A 25,241-nucleotide genomic window follows, 5' to 3' on the forward strand; every position below is an offset into this window, starting at 1 on the left:
GCGCGGCGATCCGGGATGGCATGGCGTGGCCATCGCGGATACGGTTCGGGTTCCGCCGTGCGGGGCCTGATGCGCCTGTGCGAAGGGCCGGCCGCTTCGTGGCGGCGGGGATGGCTGCTCTGCGATGGGCACTGCCCGTTGCGCGGCGGCGGGCATGGCCGTTCCGTGACGGGGCGGCGTCACGACTGGCTGGACCGGACCATGGATATCGGCGTTCCCCTGAAGGATCTCGGCCCCATCGATGTGAGCGGGTTGCTCAAGGTGGTCGGCACGCTCACCGAGGAGGACTGGACGGGCAACACCTTCCGCCAGGATGCGGTGGCGGGCGGCCCGCATGCGGTGACCGACAACATCATGATGAAGACGGAGTGGCACCCCTCCGCCTCGACCAGCGGGCTGCAGCACTTCGAGGACCTCGTCTATGCCTGGGCCACCACGAAGGGCCTGGATCCGGAGCCGCTGCTGCCGATCGGGCGCGAGGACACCGATCTGTGGCCCGTCTACACCATGCCGGACTGGCTGCGCTTCAAGGACGTGCTGGCACCGGTGGTGGAGCAGGCGATCGCGCCACTGCGGACGCCGCGCGGGGTGGTGACGCGGCTGGCGCTGGTGCGGCTGCGGGCGGGCGCGCATATCGCGCCGCACGTGGACGGGCAGGTAATGGCAGCGCGGGCGCACCGCATCCATGTCTCGCTGAGCAGCACGCCGACGGTCGAGTACAAGATCGACGGGCGGAAGTTCACCATGGCGATGGGCCGCGCCTATGACTTCAACAATCGGGTGCGGCATTCGGTTCGCAACAAGGGGCGGGCGCACCGGGTGAACCTGTTCGTGGACTACCTGCCCGATCCGGGGCTCGTTATCCGCAACCCGCTGGATGTCTCGACGCCGATCTATGCGAAGGCGGCGCCGCGGCTGAACTGAGGACCCGCCCCTGGGCGGGCCGGTTCGCCACAAAAGTTTGGCCGTTCAGCCATGCGGCGCCTGGAAACCGGCAAACAGCCGGGTGGCGGAGCTGAGCCGCCAACTCGGGCCAGGTGCTCAAGCGAAGCGCAATAGCGTTTGCGTATTTGACCGCGCCGATTGAACGCAGATTTCTAATCCGGCCTTTGCCCCAAAAAGCGCCTCTTGCGATCAGGCTGGTTCAATCGATTCATGGGCCCTGCCAATGCACGACGAGGCTGGCCAAAAGGAATACGACGACAAAAGCCGCGCTCAGGCTGGACCGCAGAATAGGTGTCCTCTTGTCGATCCAACTCCGTAACTGTCGGTGCAGTGCGATATCGAGGCTTCCCAACAAGTAACCTGCAACGAGACATAGGGAAATGGTTCCGATCCAGAGAGGCAATAGCGTTGCCTCGTGGCGGACGAGTTGAAGTACGCCCAGGATGATCGGCACGTGGCAGAGGTAGAGCGCGAAGCTTCGGTCGCCCAGCACGACCATGCAGCGGCTCATGACCCCGGTTCTGGCTTGAGCTCCCAGAGCTCCGATGACAATCCCGGTGCTACCTAGAGCCAACAGCCATAGCGTTGCGGGGGGATGGATTTCAGACCCGAGGATGAACAAGCCCCCAAGAGCCGGTGCGACCGCACACGTCCTCTTTTGCTGCATAAGCCAGGGGACAGCCAGCCCGCAGGCGAAAGCAGCGCTGAATTCAGTGAAAGGCAGCAAGAGCAAAGGCGGGAACTGCCACGCGGCTTGCACCTCCGGCAGGACTGCGTTCGCGGCAGCGATCGCGACCAGCCAAGCAAGCGCTACGAGATGCAGCCATCCTTTAGCGCCCCACGCAATCAGGGCGGAGACGATTAGGTAGAAGACCAGTTCGTAAGGGAGCGTCCACTCCGTTCCAAGGAGATACTGCCAGGCGCCTCCCGGAATCAGGGCAAGAGCTTTGAGGTCCAGACCGACACGCGCCCCCTGGACCCATTGCAATAGAGTCGTCGTCACTGTCGCGATCCAGAAGATCGGATAGATGCGCACGAGCCGGTGGGACAGAAACCGGGCAACGTCGGTTCGAGGGACTAAGGTGGCCATCAAGGCACCGGAGATTACGAAAAAGAGCACGACACCGAACCGGCCGAAACGCCATCCGAAGACCTCCGCAGGCCAGCCGGTGTATCCATGCGCGGATAAGAGGAAGCTCGTGTGGAAAAGCAGAACGGCCACTGCGGCAACCACACGGAGCGCCTGAACCAGCGGCAATTTAGGGGCTGTACCTGGGTGCGACGTGGCACCCGCGGAACTATGGTCCAGGGCTGAATTTCGGAACGGGCTACTTTCGCCAAGCTGTGGCCGCTGACTTGATCGTGGATCTCTTGCCTGAGGTGGTGAACGCAGAGAGGACTTCGTTAGCATCCCGCAAGGGTGACAGGGGTTTTGAGTTTCGGATAGCTCAGCTGCCCGCCCGAGGGTGGCGCGCGGCAGAAATGGCCGGAGGTGTTCATCACGGGCCCGGGTGGTGGTCTGATGCTGGACATTGCCTGGAACGAGATCAAAAGCCGCCACGCGGCCTAATCGGACCCTCAGAACCAAGGACAAGAAGCCACGAGAACTCGAGAGGTGATGGTGTCCCCGACGGGATTCGAACCCATGGCCCCGGGATTAGGAATCCCGTGCTCTATCCTGCTGAGCTACGGAGACACGCCCACCAAGACTAGCCGTCCGCGGTCCTTCGGCAAAGCCCCGGCTCTTGAGTGCAGCGCCGAACCGGCCTCCACTGCCGGTCATGCCGCAAGACCCCCGCATCGACCCCGAGATGGCCGCCTTCGTCGAGATGATGGCGGCGCGCGCCGCCGGATACCCGCCCCAGACCCTGGAGCGGCCGCTCGACGCCGCGCGCGCCGTGAACGACGCGCTGAACCTCACGCTGGCCGGGCCCGAGCCGCGCATGGCCGAGAGCGCGGACCGCTGGGTGCTCGCCCGCGGGCGAAGGATGCTGTGCCGGCTGCACCGGCCCCGCACCGATGCGCCGCTGCCGGTGCTGATCTACCTGCATGGCGGCGGCTGGGTGTGGAACAGCGTGGACACGCATGATCCGCTGATGCGCAGCCTGGCCTCCGGCGCGGATTGCGCAGTGATTGGCCCCGACTATGCACTGAGCCCGGAAGCCGTGTTTCCGCAGGCGCTCGAGGAGGTGGCGGCCGTGGTGCGGTGGGTGGCGGCGAGCGGGGCGGAATGGGGGTTGGACCCCGCACGGATCGTGCTGGGCGGGGATTCCGCCGGGGCCAACCTCGCGCTCGGGGCAGCGCTGCTGCTGCGGGAGACGGATCCCGGGTTGCGGCTGCGCGGGCTGCTGCTGAACTATGGCGTTTTCGACGACCGGATGGCGACGCCGAGCTACAGCGAGTTCGCGGATGGCTACGGACTGACCGCCGAGAAGATGCGCTTCTACTGGGATTGCTACGCGCCCGGTCTGGCGGATCGTGTGTCGCCTTTCGCTGCCCCCATCCGGGCCGATCTGCGCGGGTTGCCGCCTTGCCTCGTGCAGATCGCCGAGTTGGACGTGCTGTCGGACGAGAACCGGGACATGGTGCGCGCCCTGCGCGCGGCGGGGGTCGTGGTGGAGGAGGAGACCTTCGCGGGCACGGTGCACGGCTTCCTGCGCGCGCGGGACCATGTGGCGGCGGCGCGGCGTGCCATCGCGGGCGGGGCGGCGTGGCTGGGCCGAGTTGTCGCCCCATAGGACTGTTCGGTGCGCCGCGGTCGGTGGCGCAGCAGGAGCCGGATAGAGAACGACAAGGGACAGGGAGAATTCCCCCTTCCGGCCTCTCCTACCGCCGGCGGAACCGCTCCACCGCCGCCACGAGTGCGGTCCGCACCCCCGGTTCCAGTGCGGAATGCCCGGCATCCGGCACCACGGTAAGGCGGGCCATGGGCCAAGCCTCGGCGAGCTCGAAGGCGGAGGTGGGCGGGCAAACCATGTCGTAGCGGCCCTGCACAATCTCGGCGGGCACATGGGCCAGGCGGTCCATGCCGGCGAGCAGGCCCTCGGGCGGCAGGAACAGGTCGTAGGCGAAGTAATGCGCCTCGATACGGGCGAGGCCGAGGGCGGAGCGGTCCTGCGCGAAGGAGGCGACGGTCTCGGGGCTTGGCAGCAGGGTGCTGCACAGGCCCTCGTAGTTGCTCCAGGACCGGGCGGCGGCGAGGTGGATGACCGGGTCCGGGTCGGTCAGGCGCTTCAGATAGGCGGAGAGAAGGTCGTGCCGTTCGGCGGGCGGGATGTGCTCGGCGAAGGAGGCCCAGGCATCAGGAAATATGCGGCGCAGGCCGTAGAGGAACCAGTCCACCTCATCCGCGCGGCCGAGGAACACGCCGCGCAGCACGCAGCCGGCCACGCGCTCGGGATGTGCCTGGGCATAGGCCAGCGCGAGGGTGGAGCCCCAGGAGCCGCCAAAAAGCAGCCATTTGTCGATGCCGAGGAAGCGCCGGAGCGTCTCGATGTCCTCGACGAGATGGGGGGTGGTGTTCTCGCGCAGTTCGCCGAGCGGGCGGGAGCGGCCGGCGCCGCGCTGGTCGAAGATCACCACGCGCCAGTGCATTGGATCGAAGAAGCGGCGATGGACGGCGCCGGCGCCGGCGCCCGGGCCGCCATGGAGGAACAGCACGGGCTGGCCGCGCGGATTGCCCACCTGTTCCCAGTACATGACATGCCCCGGCCCCCCGGCGCCGCCGGGAAGAGAGCGGGAGAGTGGCAGCAGGCCCGTCTCATAGGGGGCGATGTCTGGGAAAAGGTCGCCGCGCGGCATCCCCTTGTTTCGCGCATGCAGCACCCGGCGCGCAACGGGGCGACATGCCCCGGCGCGGCGATTTCGCGCGCTATCCAGGCCGCGTGGCACTTTCCCGGGGGTTTCGCCCCTTCGCGCGGGGGGATGCCGCGCCTAACTTGTGTCTGATGCCCCGCACCACCCCAGGCCCGTTCCATGCCGCCCGCAACGGCCCCCAGCCGGGGCCCCGCGGTGGTGCGGCACGCGCGGCGGAGATCCGGTGTGCGGTCTGCGGCACGGAGAGCCGGCAGACGCGGTTCCGCCCCGTTCCGCCCGAAGGAGCGCCGGACCTGGATCTGCGCCCGGGCGAGCCGCTGCGGAGCACCATGGCGTCCTGGCTGCAGCAATGCCCGCATTGTGGCTATGTGGCGCCCGAGATCGCGCACGCGCATCCCGCGGCGATCGAGGCGGTGGGTACGGCGCCTTTCCGCGCGCTGATAGCCGATGCCACGCATCCGCCGCTGTCCCGCCGGTTCCTCGCCTATGCCTATGTGCTGGAGGAGACGGGGGCGCTGCATGCATCGGCCGAGGCCACGCTTCAGGCGGCCTGGGCAGCGGATGACGCGCGCAAGCCGGATCTGGCGCGGGCCTGGCGGGGGGAAGCAGTGGCCCTGTGGCGTGCTGGGCCGCCGCTCGACGCCGAGCAGACGGTCCGGGTGGTGGATGCGCTGCGCCGGGCCGAGGCTTTCGAGGATGCAGGGGCGACGGCTGACCAGTTGGCGGCCGCCCATCCGCCCGAAGCGGTGGCCGGGGTGATCGCGCTGGAGCAGCGGCTGATCGGGTTGCGGGATGCGGGCCGGCACACCGTGGCCAGCGCCCTTCCGCCGCCGGCGCGTCGGCCGCATGCGACACATGGCACGATCGCGCGCCGGGGTGGCGGTTTGTGGGAAAGGCTGCGCCGGATGTGGCGCCGGGGCGGCTAACAGGGTCGGCGCGAGGCGTGGCCTTGCGCGCTCTCCTGTGCAAAGGATATGTTACGTTATAACGTAGTGGATGACGCCCCATGCTGCGCCGCGCCCTCCTGGCTGCCCCGCTTGCCCTTCCTTCCCTCCGCCCGGCCCAGGCCGAGGCTGCCCTGCCTGTGGTGGCCAGCTTCTCCATACTGGGCGACCTCGTGCGGCAGGTGGCGGGCAACCGCCCGATCGCGCTCGAGGTGCTCGTCGGCGTGGATGGTGATGCGCATGATTTCCAGCCCCGCCCATCGGATGCGGCAAGGCTGCGGGCGGCGGCTGTACTGGTCCGCAACGGGCTTGGCTTCGATGACTGGCTGGGTCGGCTGACCAGTGCCGCCGGTTTCCGGGGCACCACTGTAACTGCCAGTGAAGGCGTCACGGTTCGCGCGTCCGAGGGTGGGCATGCCGGGCATGACCATGGCGGTGCCGCCCGTCGGCGGCCGAATGCGGCGGCGCCGTCCCGCACGCCGGACCCGCATGCCTGGGGAAATCCGCGCAATGTACAGGTCTATGTCCGTAATATCGCGGCGGGCCTCTCCGCGGCGGATCCCGGGAATGCGGCCGACTACGCGCGCAATGCCGCGGCCTATTCTGCGCGGCTGACGACGCTGGATGCGGAGGTGCGCGCGGCCGTGGGCGCAGTCCCCGAGGCGCGACGCAAGGTCATCACAAGCCACGACGCCTTCGGCTATTACGGCGATGCCTATGGGATCACCTTTCTTTCGCCCCAGGGTGTGAACACCCATGCGGAACCCTCGGCGGCCGAAGTGGCCGGGCTGATCCGCCAGGCGCGCGCCCAGCGCATCACCGCCCTGTTCGTCGAGAACATGACCTCCACCGCAACACTCGACCGCCTGGCGCAGGAGGCCGGGGCTCGCATCCGCGGTCGGCTGTACTCCGATGCACTGTCCCCGCCCGATGGGCCGGCACCTAGCTATGAGGGGCTGATCCGCCACAACACCGGGCTCATCGTGCCGGCGATGCGGGGCGAGGGCTGAGACGCGCGTCCAAGAGGGCGCTGGCTCCTGCGTCCTGTCCGCGCCGCAGATGACGCCCTTTTCATCCCGGGCCGCCGGGCGCGCCGCTTCGATGCTCTGGCGGCCGAAACCTGCAGCTGCCTATGGCTGCTGGCGCAGTGCCTGTGGGAGGACAGGGCGGCTCCGGTGGTCGGCGTGCCTAGGTGGCGCGCTTCCTTCTGAGGGGCGGCCCTTTGCAGGCGGCGGCTCGGGCCCAAATGGCGGGAAGACGAGCCGGAGCTGCCACCATGCCGATCTTCGCTTCCATCACCCTCGCCCTCACGGGGCTGGGCATCGGGGTGCCGCTGGGGGTTGCAGCGGCCTGCGGCCTCCATCTTGGCCGCCGCGTCCTGATGGAGCGCCTGTGATGCTGTTGCCGCCGAACCCGTTGAACCCCGGCAACGCCCTGCTTGGGCTGCATGCGGGCGCCATTCTTGCCACTCATGTCATGGCAGGGGCGCTGCTCGGCGCCCTTGCGGTGGCCGCTGTTGCGGGCACCCTCCGCAAGGGCTCCTGACCGCCGTTCAGCGGATGGGCGGAGCGTAGATCAGGCCGCCGCGGTTCCACAGGTTGTTCAGGCCGCGCTCCAGCCCGATCTGCGTGCCGCGGCCGAGATGGCGCTCGAAGATCTCGCCGTAATTGCCGACTGCACGGATCGCATTGAGCGCCCAGCGGCGATCGAGTCCCATAGCCGGGCCGAAGTCGCCAGTGCCGCCGAGCAGGCGACGTACGTCGGGGTTGGGGTTGTTCACCATCGACTCGGCATTTGCCTGGGTGACGCCCAATTCCTCGGCCAGCATCAGCGCGTAGATGGTCCAGCGCATGATGTCGTACCATTGCTGGTCACCCTTGCGGATGGCGATGGTCAGCGGTTCCTTGCTGATGATGTCCGGCAGGATCACGTGCTCGGCCGGGTTCGGAAAAGTGCTGCGGAAGGCGGCGAGCTGGCTGGCATCGAAGGTGTAACTGTCGCAGCGGCCGGACTCGTAGGCTTTCCGGGCGTCCTCGTTCTGCTCGAAGACCAGTGGGCGGATCGTGATGTTGTTGGCACGCGCCCAGTCCGCCAGATTCAGCTCGTTGGTCGATCCCGCGCTGACGCAGATCGTCGCGCCATCCAGCTGGGCGGCGCGCTGCAGGTTGGCGGAACGCTTCACGATGAAGCCTTGGCCGTCGAAGAAGACGGTGGGGCCGAATTGCAGCCCGGCGACCACCTCGCGCGACATGGTCCAGGTGAAGGTGCGGGCGACGACGTCTACCTCGCCGGACTGGAGTGAGGGGATGCGCGTTTGGCTGGTGAGCGGGACGAAGCGGATCTTGCTGGCGTCGCTGAAGATCGCGGCGGCAATGGCGCGGCAGATATCCGGGTCGAAGCCGCGGAAGGTGCCCTGGCTGTCCGGCGCGCCGAAGCCGGCGGAGCCGGTGTTGGAGCCGCAGACGAGGGCACCGCGCCCGCGCACGGCGGACAGGGTCGGCCCGGCAGCGACGCCCTGCGCCTCCGCGACTGCCGGAAGCACCAGGCCAAGTACCGCGAGGGCGGCGCCCATCCAGCGGCCGCGCCGCACCGTCGTTCCAGCCATGCTTCTCTCCCCGTCCCCGCCCCGAGTCCGCGGCGGGAGCCGCGAAGCAAGCGTTACGCCGACGTTCCGCGCAACCCAGGGCGGAGAGGCCGGACGTGGTGCTGCCCTGCAGGACGGCACAGGTGCGACATCCGGCCAGTGCTTCCCGCGTGAGCACCAGGTCTGCTAACCCCTGGGGCATGTCCCGTTTCCTGATCGCGGCCGGTGCCCTGGCCGGGCTGCTTGCCGTCGGCCTTTCCGCCTATGCAGCCCATGGGCTGGCGCTGGATGCGGCGCGCACCCGCATGATCGACAACGCGCTGACGCAGCAGGGCTGGCACGCGCTGGCGCTGATCGCGGCCGGGATCCTGGCGGACCGGTGGGGCGGCTGGGCCGCGAATGGAGCAGGGGCGGCCTTCCTGGCGGGGATGGTGCTGTTCTGCGGCGCCGTCTGGTACGTGGCCGTGACCGGCAACAGCCTTGGCCGTGTGGCCCCGACCGGGGGAATGCTGCTGATGCTGGGATGGCTGCTGCTGGCGCTCTCCGCCATCACGCACCGGGCATGATCGGCTCCGCCTATCTGGCGGCCGAGGGGTTCGAGCCGGAGCTGACCGAGGACCTGCGCCGGGCGGGGCGGCGGATCAGTGGGTGGCACGGGCCGCTTGCTCTCTCGCCCGATCCGATACCCGAGGTGCCGAATGCGACGCCTTGGGCGCTGGACGTGTGGGATGCGCCGCGGGAGATTCTGGTGCCATCCATCAAGGCTGGGGCAGATGCGCTGCGGGCGATCCAGCGCAACTGGGCGCTGCTGGATGTGGCGCATCATCGGCGGGCCGCGCTGATCCGGGATGCGCTGCCGGTGCTGCGGCCGAAGCCGATCGCCTTTCCGCAGCTGCCGCCCGCGTCACATCTCGGCGCCTGGACGCTGCTGGCGACGGACCGGATGCTGGCGAGCCCGAGCAAGAGCAGTCCCTTCGTGAACGGTGCGCCCGTCTTCATCGAGGACCGGGAGGGACCGCCGAGCCGCGCCTATTTGAAGCTGTGGGAGGCACTGACCCGGCTGGGACGCTGGCCCGCCGCAGGGGAGAGATGCCTCGATCTCGGGGCGGTGCCGGGCGGCTGGAGTTGGGCGTTGGCGCAGCTGGGCGCCGAGGTGACGGCGGTGGACAAGGCGGAGATGGACCCGGGTGTGGCCGCCTTGCCGAACGTGACGGTGCGGCGGGAGAGCGCCTTCGGGCTGGACCCCTATCCGGTCGACTGGCTGTTCAGCGACGTGATCTGCTACCCGGCGCGGCTGCTGGCGCTGGTGCGGCGCTGGAAGGATGCGGGGGCGGCGCGGAATATCTGCGTCACCGTCAAGTTCCAGGGCGAGACGGATCACGAGACGGCCGCCAGCTTTGCAGCCATCCCCGATGGGGCCTTGTTCCATGGGACGTACAACAAGCACGAACTGATGTTTGTCTGGCCGGTGACGCCGGCGCCCCGCTGAGGGTGGCGCCGTACGGCACGGTGCGGAACCGCGCGTCCGCTTAGGGCGCGTCGGCGCCAATCGGGTTGGGCGCGCTGCGCAGGGGCAAGTGGCCCTTCCAGGCGCCTTCGCGCGCGGCCCAGGCCCGGGTGAACTCGGCGCCGAGCAGGAAGACCTGGGCGGAGTAGTACACCCAGACCAGCACCACGATCAGCGCGCCGGCCGCGCCGTAGCTCTCGGCCATGCCGGAGCCGCCGATATACCAGCCGATTGCCGTCTTTCCGATGCTGAACAGGAAGGCGGTGATCACGGCGCCCACTGCCACGTCGCGCCAGGCGAGGTGGCGGTCTGGCAGGATCTTGTAGATCGCCGCGAAGAGGAGGGAGACGAGGCCGAGGCCGACGATGAAGTTCAGCACCTTCAGCAGGATTTCCACGGCGGGCAGGAAGCCGGTGATCCAGCCGCCAAAGGCCGAGAGCAGGGCGCTGATCATCAGCGAGACCAGAAGCAGGAAGCCGGTGGCGCCGACCAGGCCCATGGAGAGGGCGCGTGCCTTGACCAGCGCGGTGACGGAGACCGGCTTGGCCTCGGCCTGCCAGATGACGTTCAGCGCGCCCTGCAGTTCCCCGAACACGCCGGAGGCTGTGACGAAAAGCACGCCAAAGCCGATCAGGGCGGCGAAGCCCTTGCTGGCACCGTCCTCATGGGAGCTGCCCTTCATGACAGCCTCGATCGCCTGCCCGCCCTCCTTGCCGACAAGGCCGGTGAGCTGGGCGGAGACAGCCTCGCTCACCATGTCGCGGCCGAAGAAGAAACCGGCGATGGCCACCGCGACGACGAGGAGCGGTGCGATCGAGAAGAGGGTGTAGCAGGCAATCGCGGCACCCCGCGTCATCGCCTCATGCTCCACGAAGCCCGAGAGGGCATCCTTGATGAGCCGCCATGCGCGCCCGAACATGTTGTAACCCCTGGTTGCGCTGCCGCTACAAGGCAGCAGCGAGGGGGCGGGTTTCAGCGGAAGCCCGGCATGCGGCGAAGCTTCGCGAGGTGTGGCTTAGAGCCAACTGTGCGAGGGATGAGGACCGGGGCGTTCGGCCCCGGGGGCAAGAGGTCTGTTGAACGCAACATTGTTGTGCTGCGGGTCTACTTGGTTTCCGAAGCTTGCTCGATCCTGCGGCTGCTCGTATCCCCCGCAAACGGACGCGGAAGGACACGCCATGACATCTTCACTCGGCCGCCGCGCCATGCTTGGCGCGGCGCTGGCCCTTCCTGCCTTTCGCGGCGCGACGGCTCAGGATAGCTGGCCGGCGCGCCCGGTGCGGATCCTCATGCCCTTCCCGCCGGGACAGGCCTCAGACACCATCGCCCGGCTGGTGGCCGAGGGGCTCTCGGCCAAATGGCCGCAACGCGTGGTGGTGGAGAACCGTGCCGGCGGGGCCGGGGTGGTGGGCACGGAGGCGGGCGCCCGCGCGGCGCCGGACGGCTACACGATCGTCGTCTCCACCAGCGGCACGAACGGGATCAACCCCAGCGTCATCCGCAACCTTCCCTATGATGCGGAGCGCGACTTCACCTACGCCACGCTGATGTTCACCGTGCCGCTGATGATCGTGGCGCATCCCTCCTTCGCCCCGAGCGACGTGCCGGCGCTGGTCGCGGCGGCGAAGGCGGATCCGGGCGGCATTACCTACGGGTCCGGTGGGCCGGGCACGTCGCAGCACATGTCCGCGGAGCTGTTCTGCAGCCGGGTGGGCGCGAAGCTGACCCATGTGCCCTATCGCGGCAGCGGGCCGGCCATGGCGGACCTGCTGGCGGGCAACATCCCGCTGATGTTCGACAGCGTGGCGAGCGCGCTGCCCCATATCCGGGGCGGGCGGATCAAGGCGCTCGGCGTCACCTCGGCCACGCGGGCGACGCAGCTGCCCGAGGTGCCCGCAATCGCCGAGACGGTTCCGGGATTCGAGGCGATCGGCTGGGCCGGGCTTTGCGTTCCCACCGGCACGCCGGAGCCGATCGTCGCGCGCATCAATGCCGATGTGACGGCGCTGCTGCGCGATCCCGCCTTCGCGGCACGGATGGTCGCCGTGGGCGGAACTCCCGCGCCGCAGACGGTGCCGGAGGCCAATGCCTTCGTGCGCGCGGAGATCGCGAAATGGCGGGAGGTGGCACGGAACGCGGATGTGCGGCTGGACGGCTGACCCGCCCGGTCTGTCATTGATCCTTCACCGTTCCATCATCTGGAGGTCAGCCAGGGCAGGGTAAGCCGCGCCCCATGCTGATTATCGAAGGACTGACGCGGCGCTTCGGCGACCGGGTCGCGGTGGACGACCTCTGCCTCGAGGTGCCGCGGGGCGCCTTCGTGGGCGTCATCGGGCGTTCCGGCGCGGGGAAGTCCACCTTCCTGCGCATGGTGAACCGCCTGGCGGACCCGACCGCCGGGCGCGTGCTGTGGGACGGTGCCGATGTGACAGCGCTGCGCGGGCGCGCTCTGCGCGACTGGCGGGCGCGCTGCGCAATGATCTTCCAGGGCTTCAACCTTTCCGGCCGGCTGGACGTGCTGACCAATGTGCTGGTCGGACGGCTGAACCAGGTGCCGGCCCATCGCTCGCTGCTGCGGATGTGGTCCGAGGAGGACCGCGCCATCGCTCTCACAGCGCTGGAGAGCCTGGATATCGCCGACCTTGCGGCGCAGCGGGCCGAACATCTTTCGGGCGGGCAGCAGCAGCGCGTGGCGATCGCCCGCGCCCTGGTGCAGCAGCCCGACATCATCCTGGCCGATGAGCCGATCGCCTCGCTCGATCCGCGCAACACGCGGGTGGTGATGGATGCGCTGGCGCGCATCAATCGGGAATACGGCATCACCATCCTCTGCAACCTGCACGCGCTGGATATCGCGCGGAACTATTGCGACCGGCTCGTCGGCCTTTCTGCCGGCCGGCTGGTCTTCGACGGCCCGCCCGATGCGCTGGACGAAGCGGCGGCACGCGAACTCTACGGGCTGGAGGCGGGCGAGGTGATGGATGCCGCCGCGCGCCCGGCCGAGGCGGCGCCGCGCGTCACGCCCTTCCTCATCAACGCCTGAATCACCCGCTCTCACGGAGACATCTTCCATGTCCATGCAACGTCGCGCCCTGATCGGCGCCGCGGGCGCCATGCTCGCCGCCCCGTCCGTTCTCCGCGCGCAGGGCGCCACGCCCTGGGCCAGCCGCTATCCCGAGATCGTCTTCGCGGTGATCCCGGCCGAGAACGCTTCGGGCGTGACCGAGCGCTACGGCCCCTTCATCGAGTACCTCTCGCGCCGCTTGGGCACGAAGGTGACGCTGCGCATCGCCAATGACTATGCGGCAGTGATCGAAGGGCAGCGGGCGGGGAACATCCACATCGCCTCTTACGGCCCCTCCTCCTTCGCGCGCGCGCTGATGACGGGCTCGCAGATCACCGCCTTTGCCATCGAGACCAATCTCGATGGCACCAAGGGCTACTACTCGGTGTTCTACGTGAAGGCGAACAGCCCGTACCAGAAGATCGAGGATCTGCGCGGCAAGAACCTCGGCCTGGTGGATCCCAACTCCACCTCGGGCAACAACGTGCCGCGCTTCGCGCTGAACACGATGAACATCGTGCCGGAACAGTTCTTCGGGCGCGTGGTGTACACCGGCAGCCATGAGAACGCGGTGATCGCGCTCAACCAGGGCACGGTCGACATGTGCGCCAACTGGTGGAACGACGAGCAGGAGAGCAACCTGCTTCGCATGGCGCGCAAGGGCATGGTGAAGGCAGAGGACTTCCGCACGATCTTCAAGTCCGAGCAGATCGTGAACTCGCCGCTTGCCTATCTGAACGCGATGCCGGACGAGCTGAAGGCCGCGATCCGCACGGCGGTGCTGGAGCTCGCCACTGCCGACAAGCGCGCCTTCGACGCGATCTACGAGGGCAAGCAGGGTCCGCTCGTGGCGGTGGACAACGCCGCCTACAACCCGATCATCGAGCTGAACCGCTTCGTCGACAACCTGCGCCGCCGCCAGTAGCGGCTGCTGCCCGCCGCGGCCCACGGGCAGGCGGTGGGCCTTTCGGGAACCCGTCCCCTGGCCAGTACCCTCACACGCTTGCCCGACCAGCGCCTCTCGGAGCTGCTGGACGGATACCGCGAGGCCGGCCGCGGCCCGCGCCGCCGCGCCCTGCTGCTTGCCCTTGCCGTCGCCGCCCTTGCCCTGCTCGCGGGGCGGGTGGCGGAGGTGGATCTCGGGCGGCTGTGGGATCATCTCGGCGGCTTCTTCGGTTATTTCGACCGTCTGACTGCGCTGGAGGGCGGCGGTGGCCGGGTCTGGACCGATCCGGGCGAGTGGTTCTGGGGCTGGAAGAAGTGGGGGCTGCTCCTCCTCGACACGCTGCTGATCGCCTATGTCGGAACGGCGCTCGGCGCGGTGGGAGGGTTCCTGCTCTCCTTCGTGGCCTCCGCCAATCTGGTGGCCAATCCCTGGCTGCGCGGCACGGCGCGGCGCTTTCTCGAGTTCTGCCGTACCGTTCCCGATATCGTCTTCGCGCTGATCTTCGTCATCGCCTTCGGGCTCGGTCCGGTGCCGGGCGTGCTGGCGATCGCCATCCACAGTATGGGCGCGCTGGGCAAGCTGTTCTCCGAGGTGGTGGAGAACATCGACCGCAAGCCGGTGGATGGCGCCATCGCCGCCGGCGCCTCCTGGGCCGAGGTGGTGCGCTTCGCGGCAGTGCCGCAGGTGCTTCCCAACTTCGCCAGCTACGCGCTGCTGCGCTTCGAGGTGAATGTGCGCCAGGCCTCGGTGCTCGGCTTCGTCGGCGCGGGCGGGATCGGGCAGGACCTGATCGAGGCGATCCGCAAGTTCTACTACAACGACATCTCGGCGATCCTGCTGCTCATCATCGTGACCGTCATGCTGATCGACCTGGGCACGGAGCGCCTGCGCCACCGCCTGATTGGCGCCATGGAGCGCACCGCATGAGCGCCGCCAGCCCGATGACCCTGCGCCAGGCCGCTCTGGCCGATCTGCCGGGCCTTGCCGCACGCCATCCGCAGGTGTTCCGCCGCGTCACAGCCGCGCGGGTACGCACGCTAGCGGTGCTGGCGCTGGCCATCGGCCTGCTGGGCTTCGGCTTGTGGCGGCTGGAGTTCTCGCCCGGGCGCATCGCCGGCGGCTTCGCACAGCTGGTGCACTTCCTGGGGATGATGATCCCGCCGGATCCCGGCACCTGGTCTCGGGCGATGCTGATCCTGCGCGGGCTGGCGGAGACGCTGGCCATCGCCTTCCTAGGTACGCTGCTGGCCGCGGTTATCGCCCTGCCGCTGGGATTCCTGGCCGCGCGCAACACCTCCATCGGCCGCATCGTGCACTTCCTGTCCCGCCGCATGCTCGACAGCATTCGCGGGGTAGACGCGCTGATCTGGGCGCTGATCTGGGTGAGCGTCGTCGGGCTCGGGCCCTTCGCGGGCGTGCTGGCCATCATGACGAGCGATATCGGCACGTTCGGCAAGCTGTTCTCCGAGGCGATCGAGGCGGCGGACCGGAAGGCGGTGGAGGGGGTGACCTCCTCGGGTGGCGGCAAGCTCGCGGGCATCCGCTTCGGCGTGCTGCCGGCGGTGCTGCCTGTCATGGCCGGGCATGTGCTGTACATGTTCGAGAGCAACACACGGTCGTCCACCATCATCGGCATCGTGGGCGCGGGCGGGATCGGGCTGATGCTGTCGGAGATGATCCGCACGCTCGAATGGGGCGTGGTCTCCTTCATCGTGCTGCTGATCCTCGTCACCGTCGTGGCGATCGACGCGGTGTCGGGGCGGCTGCGGGCTTCGCTGGCGGGGTGAGGCGGGCGGGTGGCCCCAGGAGGAAGAAGGAGTTCTCCCTCCTGGACCTCCCTCATCTTTTTCTAACGGACTGCCACCGAATGCGGGGCTGGCGGCTCGCCCAGGCCCAATGAGCCTCGGTGTGGGACATGGCCGTTCGCGCCGCCTGTGAACTCAAAGGCGCGCGTTCGATTATGGTATCCGCGGCAGCCTTGACGCTGGGGTCTGGGGACCCTGCCGGGTCCCCAGTGCGGGACAAACGCTTCGCGTTCGTCCTGGAGTGAAGCGGGCAAGCCCCCTGCGAGCGACGCAGATCAGACGGCTGAAACCGCGTTCTTCCGAACGCCCCGAAGCGCGAGCAGGACGCGCTCGGCACCAGCTTCCACCGTGCCGTCATTTATCACCCGATCGACCGGCAGGCCCGCGGGTAGCGGCACCTCGCGCGACAGGCGGCGCGCGACATCGGCGGCGTCCTCGCGGCCGCGAGCGGCCAGGCGCGCGGCCAGCACCTCGGATGGGGCGGTGATTTCGAGCACGCGCAGGGGGTAGCGCGCGGCGGCATCGTGCAGGGCGCGGCGGGAGAGGTTGGCGACGGCGGTGCGGCCGGCGGCGAGGGCGGAATCGAGCGCGTCGCGCGGGATGCCATAGAGGAGGCCGTGGGCTTCCCACCACAGGGCGAAGCGGCCGGCGTCACGCTCGGCGAGGAAGGCCTCGCGGGTGAGGGGGAGGTGGTCCTCGCCGCCGGCCTCGGCGGGGCGGGTGATGGCACGACGGAGGAAGACCACGCGCGCATCGCCTTCGAGGGCGGCGCGCGCGGCGTCCATCAGCGTGTCCTTGCCGGCCCCCGAGGGACCAACGACCGCGACGAGCACGCCGGTCACGCGGCGTCCCGGAGCGGCGCGACCTCGAGAACGCGGTCGGCCACACGGTCCCGCACCTCGGTGTCGTGGAAGATGCCGACGAGGGCGGCGCCGCGAGCCTTGGCTTCCCCGATGAGGGCGATGACGACCTCCCGGTTGGCGGCATCGAGGCTGGCCGTGGGCTCGTCCAGCAGCATCAGCGGAAAGTCGGCCACGAAGCCGCGGGCGAGGTTCACACGCTGCTGCTCGCCGCCGGAGAAGGTGGCGGGGGGCAGGCCGTGCAGGCGCTCGGGCAGGTTCAGGCGGCGGAGGAGGGCGGAGGCGCGGGTGCGGGCCTCGTCGGGTGCCACGCCGCGGGAGAGGAGGGGTTCGGACACCACCTCCAGCGTGGGCACGCGGGGAATGACGCGCAGGAACTGCGAGACATAGCCCAGCGTCTCACGCCGCAGCGCGATGACGGCGCGTGGCGGGGCGGTGGCGAGGTCGGTGATGGCGCCGTCGCGTCCGCGGACGAGGATGGTGCCGCCATCCGCGCCATAATTGCCGTGCAGCAGGCGCATCAGCGTGGACTTGCCGGCGCCGGACGGGCCGGAGAGGGCAACGCATTCGCCTGGCGCGACCTCCAGCGCCGCATCGCGCAGCACGGGGATGGTGACACCGCCGCGCAGGTGCAGGGTGAAGTCCTTGGCCAGGTTCTCGGCCTTCAGGGTCCAGCTTTTCTGTGAGGGGGTCATGCCGCGAGCACCGATGAGACGAGGAGCTGGGTGTAGGGGTGGCGCGGGTCGTCGAGCACGCGGTCGGTCAATCCTTCCTCCACCACGCGGCCGTGGCGCATCACCACCAGCCGGTGCGCGAGCAGCCGGGCTGCGGCAATGTCATGGGTGACGAGGATCACGGCGATGCCGAGATCGGCCACCAGGGCGCGGATCAGGTCCAGCAGGCGTGCCTGCACGGAGACGTCGAGGCCCCCGGTAGGCTCGTCCATGAAGACCAGGCGCGGGCGGGTGACGAGGGTGCGGGCGATCTGCAGGCGCTGGCGCATGCCGCCGGAGAAGAGGCGCGGGGCGTCGTCGATGCGGGAGCGGGGGATTTCCACACGCTCGAGCCAGCGCGCGGCCTCCTCGCGGATGTTGCCGTAGTGGCGATCACCCACGGCCATCAGCCGCTCGCCGACATTGCCGCCGGCAGAGACGGCCATGCGCAGGCCGTCGCGCGCGTCCTGGTGGACGAAGCCCCATTCGGTGCGCGCCAGGCGGCGGCGGGCGGCCTCCGTCATGCTGTGGACGTCCCGCTCGGTGCCATCGGGGGCGCGGTAGGTGACGGTGCCGGCATCGGGGCGCATCTCGCCGGCCAGCGCCCGCAGCAGAGTGGACTTGCCGGAGCCGGATTCACCGACGATCGCAAGGACTTCGCCGGGCCAGAGGTCGATGTTCACGCCGTCCAGCGCGCGGACGGGGCCGAAGGAGAGGTCCAGGCCGCGGGCGGTGAGGATCGGCCGGTCGTTCAGCGGGTCGGTCATTCCGCGGCCTCCTTGAGGGCGGACTGGCGGGTGCCGCAGTAGTCGGTGTCGGAGCAGACGAACATGCGGCCGCCACGGTCGTCGGTGACCACCTCGTCCAGGTAGCTCGTGCCGGAGCCGCAGAGGGTGCAATGGCCCTTGGCGCGCATCGGTTCGAAGGGGTGGTCCTCGAAGTCCAGGCTGCGCACCTCGGTGTAGGGCGGCACGGCGTAGAGGCGGCGCTCGCGGCCGGCGCCGAAGAGCTGGAGCGCGGGCGAGCGGTGCATCTTCGGGTTGTCGAAGGACGGAATAGGGGAGGGGGCCATGAGGTAGCGGCCACCGACCATCACCGGGTGGTCGTAGGAGGAGGCGACGCGGCCGTGGCGCGCGATGTCCTCGTAGAGCTTCACCTGCATCAGGCCGTAATCGGCGAGCGCGTGCAGGCGGCGCGTCTCGGCGCGGCGGGGCTCCAGCTTGAACAGGGGTTCGGGCTGCGGCACCTGGTAGACCATGATTTGGCCTTCCTGCAGCGGCGTCTCTGGGATGCGGTGGCGGGTCTGGATCACCGTTGCCTCCGTGGTGCGCTCGGTGGTGCGCAGGCCCGGCGCGACATGGGCGAAGAAGCGGCGGATGGAGACGGCGTTGGTGGTGTCGTCCGCGCCCTGGTCGATGACCTTCAGCGTGTCCTCCGGGCCGATCACCGCCGCCGTCACTTGGATACCGCCGGTGCCCCAGCCATAGGGCAGCGGCATCTCGCGCGAACCGAAGGGCACCTGGAAGCCTGGCACCGCGACCGCCTTGAGGAGGGCACGGCGAATCATCCGCTTCGTCGCCTCGTCCAGATAGGCGAAGTTGTAGCCGCTCATTCGGCAGCCTCCTTCATCGCGTCTTGAGGCGTCTCGGCTGCCTCGCGCTGCATGCGGCGCATGGCGCGGACGGATTCCAGCTCGCTTTGGAAATCCACGTAGTGCGGGAGCTTGAGGTGCTCGAGGAAGCCGGTGGCCTCCACGTTGTCGGAATGCGAGAGGACGAATTCCTCGTCCTGCGCGGGGGCGGCGATGTCCTCGCCCAGCTCCTGCGCCCGCAGCGCGCGGTCCACGATGGACATCGCCATGGCGCGGCGCTCGGTGCGGCCGAAGACGAGGCCGTAACCCCTGGTGAACTGCGGCGGCTCGCTGCGGGACCCGTGAAACTGGTTCACCATCTGGCACTCGGTGAGCTCGATCTCGCCGATCTCGATCTCGAAGCCGAGCTCGGGCGGGGTGAAGCACACGGCCACGCTGCCCTGACGAAGCTCGCCGACGAAGGGGTGGTTGTTGCCGTAGCCGCGCTGGGTGGAATAGGCCATGCCCAGCAGGAAGCCCTCGTCACCGCGGGCCAGGCGCTGCAGGCGCAGCGCGCGGGTCGCGGGAAAGGTGGTGGGGGTGCGGGTGACGTCGACCGGCTCCTCCTCGGAGGGGATCTCGGGCGCCATCAGGCCCTCCGCCGCCAGCAGCGCGGTGACGCGGCCGAAGGCGGCGTCCTCGCCGGGGTCGGTCTCGGCAGCGGGGGCCGGGACCTCGCCTTCGGCGGCGAGGGCGAAGTCCAGCAGGCGGTGCGTGTAGTCGAAGGTCGGGCCGAGCACCTGGCCGCCGGGCAGGTCCTTGTAGGTGGCGGAGACGCGGCGGCGCACGGCCATGGCGCCCGTCTCGACCGGTGCGCTGGCGCCGAACCGGGCAAGGGTGGTGCGGTAGGCGCGGAGGAGGAACACGGCCTCGATCAGGTCGCCGCGCGCCTGCTTGATGGCCAGCGCCGCGAGGTCGGAGTCGTAGCAGGAGCCCTCGGCCATCACGCGATCGACCGCGAGGGTGAGCTGTTCGGCCACCTGGTCAGTGCCGAGCTCGGGCACGGCGGGGTTGCCGCGGCGCTCCTCGGCCAGCCAGGCATGGGCGTTGGCAATGGCGGTCTCGCCGCCTTTCACCGCGACATACATGGCTCAGCCCTCCTCGATCGCGGTGTTGCGCGGCAGGGCCGCGATTTCGGTTCCACGCGGCAGGGCCGCGATGCGGTCCCCGGCGCAGAGGATCACGTCCACGCCCATCGGGTAGCGCGCGCGGTTGGCGGCCCATTGGGCGAGGAAGTCCGCTGGGGTGCCCTGCACCTGCAGCCGGTGCTCGTGCTCGATGCCTGGGCCGGTCAGGCGCCAGCCGGTGCCCGCCCCTTGGCCCTCCTCCAGCCCATCCACCTGCAGGATCAGCGTGGCGGAGCGGTGCGGGTCCTCATCCGTGCCGGGGTTCAGCGCGGCGAGGGCGTGTGGGGTGCCGGTGGCGAGCGCGAACTCGGCCTCGGCGGGGTCGGTGACGATGGGGCAGCCGGCGTGGAAGCGGGCCCATTCCTCGGCGTCCGACCCGGCATCGAGCAGGAGAGGGGTTTCGGCATCCGCAAGCGCCAGCAGCACGGCGCCGGCGGCGGGCAGGAGCGGCGCGGGCGGGGCAGGGGGCGCGAGCAGGCGCTGCACTCGGCCGGGGCGGGACATGGCTTCCAGCACGGCGCGGAAGCTGGATTGCGCGTCGGCGACGGGATCGGCGAAGCCGGGGACGAGGCCGCTCATCGGGTAGTCTCCATGGCCAGGAAACGCACGCGGGTGGCGGCGGCCTTGCGGGCCTCGGCGGCGCGGGCGGCCTCCTGCTCGGCGGCGAGCGGGTCGACCACGGCCTCCAGCAAGGCGGGGCGGCGGACGGGGTCCTGCAGGGCGGCGTCGAGGGCGGCGGCCAGCTCGGCGGCGCGTTTGTCGCGGCCGGCGTGATAGGCGTGGCCGACCGTGCCGTCCTCCAGCCGCACGGCGCAGCGGGTGACGGTCATCTCGCCGAGGTTGAAGGGGCCGCCATCGCCGCCGGCGCGGCCGCGCACCATCACCAGCCCGATTTCCGGGCCGCGCAGGCGGGCATGGGTGGGGAGGGACGGGGCGGCGGCCAGGCGGGCTTCGATGCGCGCGGCACCGGCGCGGGCGAGGATGCCCATCCACCGGCGACGCGCCGCGTCGTCCGGGAGGCGACGCGCCGCGTCGTCCGCGCGGCGACGCGCGCCGTCGTTCGCGGGCTGCATGTCGGTGATCGCGGTCATGCGGCCTCCGCCACCTGCATCGCGGCGGACGTCCAGCCGTCGGAGTGGATGATCCGGCCGTCGCGCCACACGGCGCGCACGCGGGGCGGCGGGGCGCCGGGGGCCTCGGAGGCGTCCAGCAGCACGAGGTCGGCGCGCTGGCCGGGGGCGAGGGCGCCGCGGTCGTCCAGCCCGGCGGCGCGGGCGGGATTGATCGTCAGCAGGGCGATGGCGGCATGCAGGGGCAGATGGCCCTCGCGCACCCAGGCGAAGACGGCGGGGAGCATGGCGCCCTGGTGGTAGTCGGCCGCCAGCGCATCCAGCAGGCCGGCCTGGAGGACCGAGAGCGCGGTGATGTTGCCGGTCATGCTGCGGCCGCGGAGCGCGTTGGGAGCGCCCATGAGCGTGAGCATGCCCGCCTCGCGCGCGGCCTCGGCCGCCTCGATCGTGACGGGGAACTCGGAGATGGTGGCGCCGAGGGAGCGCATCAGCGCCACCTTGGCGGGGGTGTCGTCATCGTGGGAAGCGATGGGCAGGCCCTGGGCGCGGGCCAGTTCCGTCACGGCGCGGGCGATTTCCCAGGCGGGCGGGGCGGCCATGCGGGCCTCGGCCCGGGCGCGCGCCTCCTCCTCCGTGCGGTTCTGCGTGCGGCTGTAATAGGCGACGTATTGCTCGACGTTGCGGTACTGGCCCTGGCCGGGCGTGTGGTCCGTGAGGGACACCATGTCCACCATCCCGCGCGCCAGCAGGTCCCGCATCAGGGGTTCGGCGCGGACGTTGCTGACCTCGAAGCGCGCATGGACGCGCAGATCGGTGCGGGCATGGCCGCGCAGGCGGGCCAGGGCCTCCACCAGCTCGCCCGCCCGCTCCTCGCTGCGCAGGCCCTTCTTGCCCTCGGCGAAGGAGACGCCGGCATAGGCGGTGGTGACGCCGGCGGCAGCGAGGCGGGAGTCGAGGTTGGCCACCGCGACATCGAGGGGGAAAGCGCAGTCGGGGCGCGGTTCCACCTCCTTCTCGATCATGTCCCCATGCAGGTCCACGATCCCAGGCATCAGGGTGAGGCTGGCGGCGGGGCCGCGGCCGGCTTCCTCTACCACCTCGGCGATGCGCCCGTCCTCAATCCGCACGGCGCCGCGCGGCACGACACGATCCGGCAGCACCAGCCGGAGATCAGCGATCCACATCAGGCTTCATCCCCATTCAAGCCCGCGCCCGCATCCGGGCGCGCATGGTCGACCGAGAGCTGCACGCGCTCCCCGGCCCAGACCGTTTCCGAGAACGCGATGGGGATGCCGGCCAGGTCGGCATCCACCTTTCGCACCACCAGCACGGGGGCGGCGGCGGACTGGTCGAGCCAGCGCGCCTCCTCCGCCGTGGGCAGGCGTGTCAGCACGGCGCTGCTCAGGCGCCGGTAATCGGCCACGCCGTAGCGGGCGAGGATGGTGGTCACCCGGTCGTCCGACCGCCGGGCCTCGATCATCCCGGGGAAGCGCCGCACGGGGTAGAAGGCGTCGGCGACGTTCACGGGCACGCCGTCGGCCATGCTGAGGCGGAGGATGTTGTGCACGGGCTCGCCGGGCGGCAGGTGCAGGGCGTCGGCCACATGGGGCGGGGCCGGCAGCTCGCGCTCGAGAAGGGAAACGCCGGAGGGCTCGCGGCCCTGGTCCAGCAGGTTCTCGGAGAAGCGGGTGCGGTCCGAGAGGCGGTAGTCGAGGACCGGGGCTTCCCGGACATAGGTGCCGCTGCCCTGCCGGGTGCGGACCAGCCCGCGCGCCTCAAGCTCGGCGACGGCGCGGCGGATGCTATGGCGGCCGACCTCGTACCGGGCCATCAGCGCCGGCTCAGTGGGCAGGCGCTGGCCGGGGGCGAGGCGGCCCGCGCGGATTTCCGCGGTCAGGGCCTCCTGCACGTCGCGCCAGCTCGGGAGGGTGGGGGATGAGTCTGTCACAGGGGCAGCTTACGCCGCCCTGCGATTCGTTCGAATGACTTTAAGATGACAATCCGGTTATGGAATCAGCCGGCTTTCTTCCGCCTGGGCGCCCCCCGGCTGGCGGTGCGGGTGGAGCGCTTGTCCGGGTCATAGCCGCCGCCTCCCGGGCCGAGCGGCTTGGGCTTCCAATCCGCCTTGGCCCGGGCCTCGTGGCCGGAGGGGGGCGGGGCGTCGAGGCCGAGCTCCAGGGCTTCCAGCCGCTTGATCTCGTCGCGCAAGCGGGCGGCGGTCTCGAACTCCAAGTCGGCGGCGGCGGCGCGCATCCGGCGCTCCATCTCGGCGATGCTGGCGCGCAGGTTGTGGCCGATGAAGTTGGCGCTGGGATCGTTCTCGACCGCTTCGACCGTGACGTAATCCTGCTCGTAGACGGATTGCAGCACGTCGGAAATGTCGCGCTTGATCGTCTGCGGCGTGATGCCGTGCTCGGTGTTGTAGGCCACCTGCTTGGCGCGGCGGCGGTCGGTCTCCTCGATCGCGCGGCGCATGCTGTCGGTCCTGCGGTCAGCGTAGAGGATGACGCGGCCCTCGGCGTTGCGGGCGGCGCGGCCGATGGTCTGGATCAGCGAGGTGGTGGAGCGGAGGAAGCCCTCCTTGTCGGCATCGAGGATGGCGACGAGGCGGCATTCCGGGATGTCCAGGCCTTCGCGCAGCAGGTTGATGCCCACCAGCACGTCGAAGACGCCGCGGCGGAGGTCGCGGATGATCTCGATGCGCTCCAGCGTGTCCACGTCGGAGTGAAGGTAGCGGACCTTGATGCCCGTCTCCGTCATGTACTCCGTCAGGTCCTCGGCCATGCGCTTGGTGAGCGTGGTGGCCAGCACGCGGCCGCCCTGGGCGATGACCTCGCGGCACTCGGCCAGCAGGTCGTCCACCTGGCGCTCGACGGGGCGGATCTCGACGGGAGGGTCGATCAGGCCGGTGGGGCGGATGACCTGCTCGGCGAAGGTGCCGCCGGTGCGCTCCATCTCCCAGGCGCCGGGGGTGGCGGAGACGAAGACGGTTTCCGGGCGGAACTGCTCCCACTCCTCGAATTTGAGGGGGCGGTTGTCGAGGCAGGAGGGCAGGCGGAAGCCGAAATCGGCGAGCACGGATTTGCGCGCGAAGTCGCCGCGCGCCATGCCGCCGATCTGGCCGACGGTGACGTGGCTTTCATCGACGATCAGCAGCGCGCCTTCGGGCAGGTATTCGAACAGCGTCGGCGGCGGCTCGCCGGGGGCGCGGCCGGAGAGGTAGCGGGAGTAGTTCTCGATGCCTTTGCAGACGCCGGTCGTCTCCATCATCTCGATGTCGAAGGTGGTGCGCTGCTCCAGCCGCTGGGCCTCCAGCAGCTTGCCCTCGGCATGGAGGCGAGCGAGTGTCTCGCGCAGCTCGATCTTGATGTCGCGGATAGCCTGGATGAGCGTCGGGCGGGGCGTGACGTAGTGGCTGTTCGCGTAGATGGCCACGCGCTCCATCTCGCCGGCCACCTCGCCCGTCAGCGGATCGAATTCGCGGAGGCCGTCCACCTCATCCCCGAACAGGGAGATGCGCCAGGCGCGGTCTTCCAGGTGGGAGGGCCACACATCCACCGTCTCGCCGCGCACGCGGAAGGTGCCGCGCTGGAAGGCGGTGTCGTTGCGGCGATACTGCAATTCGACCAGCGCCTTGAGCAGCAGTTCGCGCTCGATCTTGCCGCCGAGTTCGAGCTTCACGGTCATATTGCCGTAGGTCTCGACCGAGCCGATGCCGTAGATGCAGGAGACGGAGGCGACGATGATCACGTCCCGCCGCTCCAGCAGCGCCTGGGTGGCGGAGTGGCGCATGCGGTCGATCTGCTCGTTAATCTGAGCGTCTTTTTCGATGTAGGTGTCGGTCCGCGGCACATAGGCCTCGGGCTGGTAGTAGTCGTAGTAGGAGACGAAGTACTCCACCGCGTTCTCGGGGAAGAAGGACTTCATCTCGCCGTAGAGCTGGGCCGCCAGCGTCTTGTTCGGCGCGAGGATGAGGGTCGGGCGCTGCACTGCCTCGATCACCTTGGCCATGGTGAATGTCTTGCCCGAACCGGTGACGCCGAGCAGCACCTGGTCGCGCTCGCTCCGCTGCTTCAGCCCTTCCACCAGCTCCTCGATCGCGCGCGGCTGATCGCCGGCGGGCTCGTAGGGGGAGACAACCGTAAGGGCCTTCCCGCCCGCCGGGACAGGCCGGCGGTTGGGGTGGAAGAGGGTCGACGGGAGGGTGTCCATGGCCCGGAGAACATAGGG

Annotated in this window: 26 protein-coding genes and 1 tRNA gene; 12 read left to right on the top strand and 15 right to left on the bottom strand. The window is 69.7% G+C overall.

Translation table 11 applies throughout. The features are described 5' to 3' along the window. Window positions 1-165 precede the first annotated feature (165 nt). Window positions 166-924: an aspartyl/asparaginyl beta-hydroxylase domain-containing protein gene (locus ACVBD7_RS02410; RefSeq protein WP_458095932.1), complete on the top strand. Its 759-nt coding sequence runs from the start codon at window positions 166-168 to the stop codon at window positions 922-924. Between the two features lie 229 nt (window positions 925-1,153). Here ACVBD7_RS02410 and ACVBD7_RS02415 read toward each other — a convergent pair whose 3' ends face one another. Next, window positions 1,154-2,167: an acyltransferase family protein gene (locus ACVBD7_RS02415; RefSeq protein WP_458095933.1), complete on the bottom strand. Its 1,014-nt coding sequence runs from the start codon at window positions 2,165-2,167 to the stop codon at window positions 1,154-1,156. A 397-nt stretch (window positions 2,168-2,564) separates the two neighbouring features. Next, a tRNA-Arg gene (locus ACVBD7_RS02420) sits at window positions 2,565-2,641 on the bottom strand. Between the two features lie 85 nt (window positions 2,642-2,726). On the opposite strand from ACVBD7_RS02420, the gene ACVBD7_RS02425 reads away from it, so the two are divergent. Further along, window positions 2,727-3,683, top strand: a complete 957-nt coding sequence (locus ACVBD7_RS02425; RefSeq protein WP_458095934.1) for an alpha/beta hydrolase — start codon at window positions 2,727-2,729, stop codon at window positions 3,681-3,683. Between the two features lie 88 nt (window positions 3,684-3,771). On the opposite strand, the gene pip is transcribed toward ACVBD7_RS02425, so the two are convergent. After that, the gene (pip, locus tag ACVBD7_RS02430) at window positions 3,772-4,746 is read right to left on the bottom strand and encodes a prolyl aminopeptidase (RefSeq protein WP_458095935.1); all 975 of its coding nucleotides are present in this window, start codon (window positions 4,744-4,746) and stop codon (window positions 3,772-3,774) included. 146 nt (window positions 4,747-4,892) lie between these two features. Between pip and ACVBD7_RS02435 the strand changes: the two genes are divergently transcribed. The 3 genes from ACVBD7_RS02435 (at window position 4,893) to ACVBD7_RS02445 (ending at window position 7,250) form a co-directional block, all read left to right on the top strand. Continuing rightward, window positions 4,893-5,687 carry a hypothetical protein gene (locus tag ACVBD7_RS02435; protein ID WP_458095936.1) on the top strand — a complete coding sequence of 265 codons (795 nt, stop codon included), beginning with the start codon at window positions 4,893-4,895 and terminating at the stop codon, window positions 5,685-5,687. An 80-nt stretch (window positions 5,688-5,767) separates the two neighbouring features. Next, the gene (locus tag ACVBD7_RS02440; protein WP_458095937.1) at window positions 5,768-6,715 is read left to right on the top strand and encodes a metal ABC transporter solute-binding protein, Zn/Mn family; all 948 of its coding nucleotides are present in this window, start codon (window positions 5,768-5,770) and stop codon (window positions 6,713-6,715) included. Between the two features lie 385 nt (window positions 6,716-7,100). Further along, window positions 7,101-7,250: a hypothetical protein gene (locus ACVBD7_RS02445; RefSeq protein WP_458095938.1), complete on the top strand. Its 150-nt coding sequence runs from the start codon at window positions 7,101-7,103 to the stop codon at window positions 7,248-7,250. 7 nt (window positions 7,251-7,257) lie between these two features. Here the strand turns inward: ACVBD7_RS02445 and ACVBD7_RS02450 are convergent, their stop codons facing one another. Further along, a complete protein-coding gene (locus ACVBD7_RS02450; RefSeq protein ID WP_458095939.1) occupies window positions 7,258-8,310 on the bottom strand; it encodes an amino acid ABC transporter substrate-binding protein in 1,053 nt (350 codons plus the stop codon). Window positions 8,311-8,489: 179 nt separating this feature from the next. Here ACVBD7_RS02450 and ACVBD7_RS02455 point away from each other — a divergent pair, with 179 nt between their 5' ends. Together ACVBD7_RS02455 and ACVBD7_RS02460 are read left to right on the top strand one after the other, a co-directional pair. Next, a complete protein-coding gene (locus tag ACVBD7_RS02455; RefSeq protein ID WP_458095940.1) occupies window positions 8,490-8,855 on the top strand; it encodes a DUF423 domain-containing protein in 366 nt (121 codons plus the stop codon). Continuing rightward, complete coding sequence (locus tag ACVBD7_RS02460) at window positions 8,813-9,778, top strand: SAM-dependent methyltransferase (protein ID WP_458095941.1); 966 nt, start codon at window positions 8,813-8,815, stop codon at window positions 9,776-9,778. Before ACVBD7_RS02455 ends, ACVBD7_RS02460 begins: the two co-directional genes overlap by 43 nt. A gap of 40 nt (window positions 9,779-9,818) precedes the next feature. Here ACVBD7_RS02460 and ACVBD7_RS02465 read toward each other — a convergent pair whose 3' ends face one another. Beyond that, window positions 9,819-10,715: a YihY/virulence factor BrkB family protein gene (locus tag ACVBD7_RS02465; protein ID WP_458095942.1), complete on the bottom strand. Its 897-nt coding sequence runs from the start codon at window positions 10,713-10,715 to the stop codon at window positions 9,819-9,821. A gap of 259 nt (window positions 10,716-10,974) precedes the next feature. On the opposite strand from ACVBD7_RS02465, the gene ACVBD7_RS02470 reads away from it, so the two are divergent. From ACVBD7_RS02470 to phnE (ACVBD7_RS02490), 5 genes are all read left to right on the top strand, one after another. Then, complete coding sequence (locus ACVBD7_RS02470) at window positions 10,975-11,955, top strand: Bug family tripartite tricarboxylate transporter substrate binding protein (RefSeq protein ID WP_458095943.1); 981 nt, start codon at window positions 10,975-10,977, stop codon at window positions 11,953-11,955. A gap of 74 nt (window positions 11,956-12,029) precedes the next feature. Next, complete coding sequence (gene phnC, locus ACVBD7_RS02475) at window positions 12,030-12,839, top strand: phosphonate ABC transporter ATP-binding protein (RefSeq protein ID WP_458095944.1); 810 nt, start codon at window positions 12,030-12,032, stop codon at window positions 12,837-12,839. Between the two features lie 28 nt (window positions 12,840-12,867). Continuing rightward, on the top strand, window positions 12,868-13,785 hold the full coding sequence (phnD, locus tag ACVBD7_RS02480) for a phosphonate ABC transporter substrate-binding protein (protein ID WP_458095945.1): 918 nt from the start codon (window positions 12,868-12,870) through the stop codon (window positions 13,783-13,785). A gap of 78 nt (window positions 13,786-13,863) precedes the next feature. Continuing rightward, entirely contained in the window at window positions 13,864-14,733 is an 870-nt protein-coding gene (gene phnE, locus ACVBD7_RS02485; RefSeq protein ID WP_458095946.1) for a phosphonate ABC transporter, permease protein PhnE, read from the top strand. Further along, window positions 14,730-15,593 (top strand): phosphonate ABC transporter, permease protein PhnE, encoded by an 864-nt coding sequence (gene phnE, locus ACVBD7_RS02490; protein ID WP_458095947.1) that lies wholly within the window; start codon window positions 14,730-14,732, stop codon window positions 15,591-15,593. The genes phnE (ACVBD7_RS02485) and phnE (ACVBD7_RS02490) overlap by 4 nt, the downstream gene beginning before the upstream one ends. A gap of 293 nt (window positions 15,594-15,886) precedes the next feature. Here phnE (ACVBD7_RS02490) and phnN read toward each other — a convergent pair whose 3' ends face one another. From phnN to uvrB, 10 genes are all read right to left on the bottom strand, one after another. Continuing rightward, entirely contained in the window at window positions 15,887-16,453 is a 567-nt protein-coding gene (phnN, locus tag ACVBD7_RS02495; protein WP_458095948.1) for a phosphonate metabolism protein/1,5-bisphosphokinase (PRPP-forming) PhnN, read from the bottom strand. Then, the gene (gene phnL, locus ACVBD7_RS02500; protein WP_458095949.1) at window positions 16,450-17,166 is read right to left on the bottom strand and encodes a phosphonate C-P lyase system protein PhnL; all 717 of its coding nucleotides are present in this window, start codon (window positions 17,164-17,166) and stop codon (window positions 16,450-16,452) included. Before phnL ends, phnN begins: the two co-directional genes overlap by 4 nt. Then, window positions 17,163-17,951 carry a phosphonate C-P lyase system protein PhnK gene (gene phnK, locus ACVBD7_RS02505; protein ID WP_458095950.1) on the bottom strand — a complete coding sequence of 263 codons (789 nt, stop codon included), beginning with the start codon at window positions 17,949-17,951 and terminating at the stop codon, window positions 17,163-17,165. The genes phnL and phnK overlap by 4 nt, the downstream gene beginning before the upstream one ends. After that, window positions 17,948-18,796 carry an alpha-D-ribose 1-methylphosphonate 5-phosphate C-P-lyase PhnJ gene (locus ACVBD7_RS02510; RefSeq protein WP_458095951.1) on the bottom strand — a complete coding sequence of 283 codons (849 nt, stop codon included), beginning with the start codon at window positions 18,794-18,796 and terminating at the stop codon, window positions 17,948-17,950. Before ACVBD7_RS02510 ends, phnK begins: the two co-directional genes overlap by 4 nt. Beyond that, complete coding sequence (locus tag ACVBD7_RS02515; protein ID WP_458095952.1) at window positions 18,793-19,902, bottom strand: carbon-phosphorus lyase complex subunit PhnI; 1,110 nt, start codon at window positions 19,900-19,902, stop codon at window positions 18,793-18,795. The genes ACVBD7_RS02510 and ACVBD7_RS02515 overlap by 4 nt, the downstream gene beginning before the upstream one ends. A 3-nt stretch (window positions 19,903-19,905) precedes the next feature. Continuing rightward, window positions 19,906-20,520 (bottom strand): phosphonate C-P lyase system protein PhnH, encoded by a 615-nt coding sequence (phnH, locus tag ACVBD7_RS02520; RefSeq protein WP_458095953.1) that lies wholly within the window; start codon window positions 20,518-20,520, stop codon window positions 19,906-19,908. Next, window positions 20,517-21,032: a phosphonate C-P lyase system protein PhnG gene (gene phnG / locus ACVBD7_RS02525; RefSeq protein WP_458095954.1), complete on the bottom strand. Its 516-nt coding sequence runs from the start codon at window positions 21,030-21,032 to the stop codon at window positions 20,517-20,519. The genes phnH and phnG overlap by 4 nt, the downstream gene beginning before the upstream one ends. Further along, window positions 21,029-22,195 carry an alpha-D-ribose 1-methylphosphonate 5-triphosphate diphosphatase gene (locus tag ACVBD7_RS02530; protein WP_458095955.1) on the bottom strand — a complete coding sequence of 389 codons (1,167 nt, stop codon included), beginning with the start codon at window positions 22,193-22,195 and terminating at the stop codon, window positions 21,029-21,031. Before ACVBD7_RS02530 ends, phnG begins: the two co-directional genes overlap by 4 nt. Beyond that, window positions 22,195-22,959, bottom strand: a complete 765-nt coding sequence (gene phnF / locus ACVBD7_RS02535) for a phosphonate metabolism transcriptional regulator PhnF (protein ID WP_458095956.1) — start codon at window positions 22,957-22,959, stop codon at window positions 22,195-22,197. Before phnF ends, ACVBD7_RS02530 begins: the two co-directional genes overlap by 1 nt. A 65-nt stretch (window positions 22,960-23,024) precedes the next feature. Next, complete coding sequence (gene uvrB, locus ACVBD7_RS02540; protein WP_458095957.1) at window positions 23,025-25,223, bottom strand: excinuclease ABC subunit UvrB; 2,199 nt, start codon at window positions 25,221-25,223, stop codon at window positions 23,025-23,027. Window positions 25,224-25,241: the final 18 nt, after the last annotated feature.

The sequence above is a fragment of the Roseomonas sp. WA12 genome, assembly GCF_054165765.1.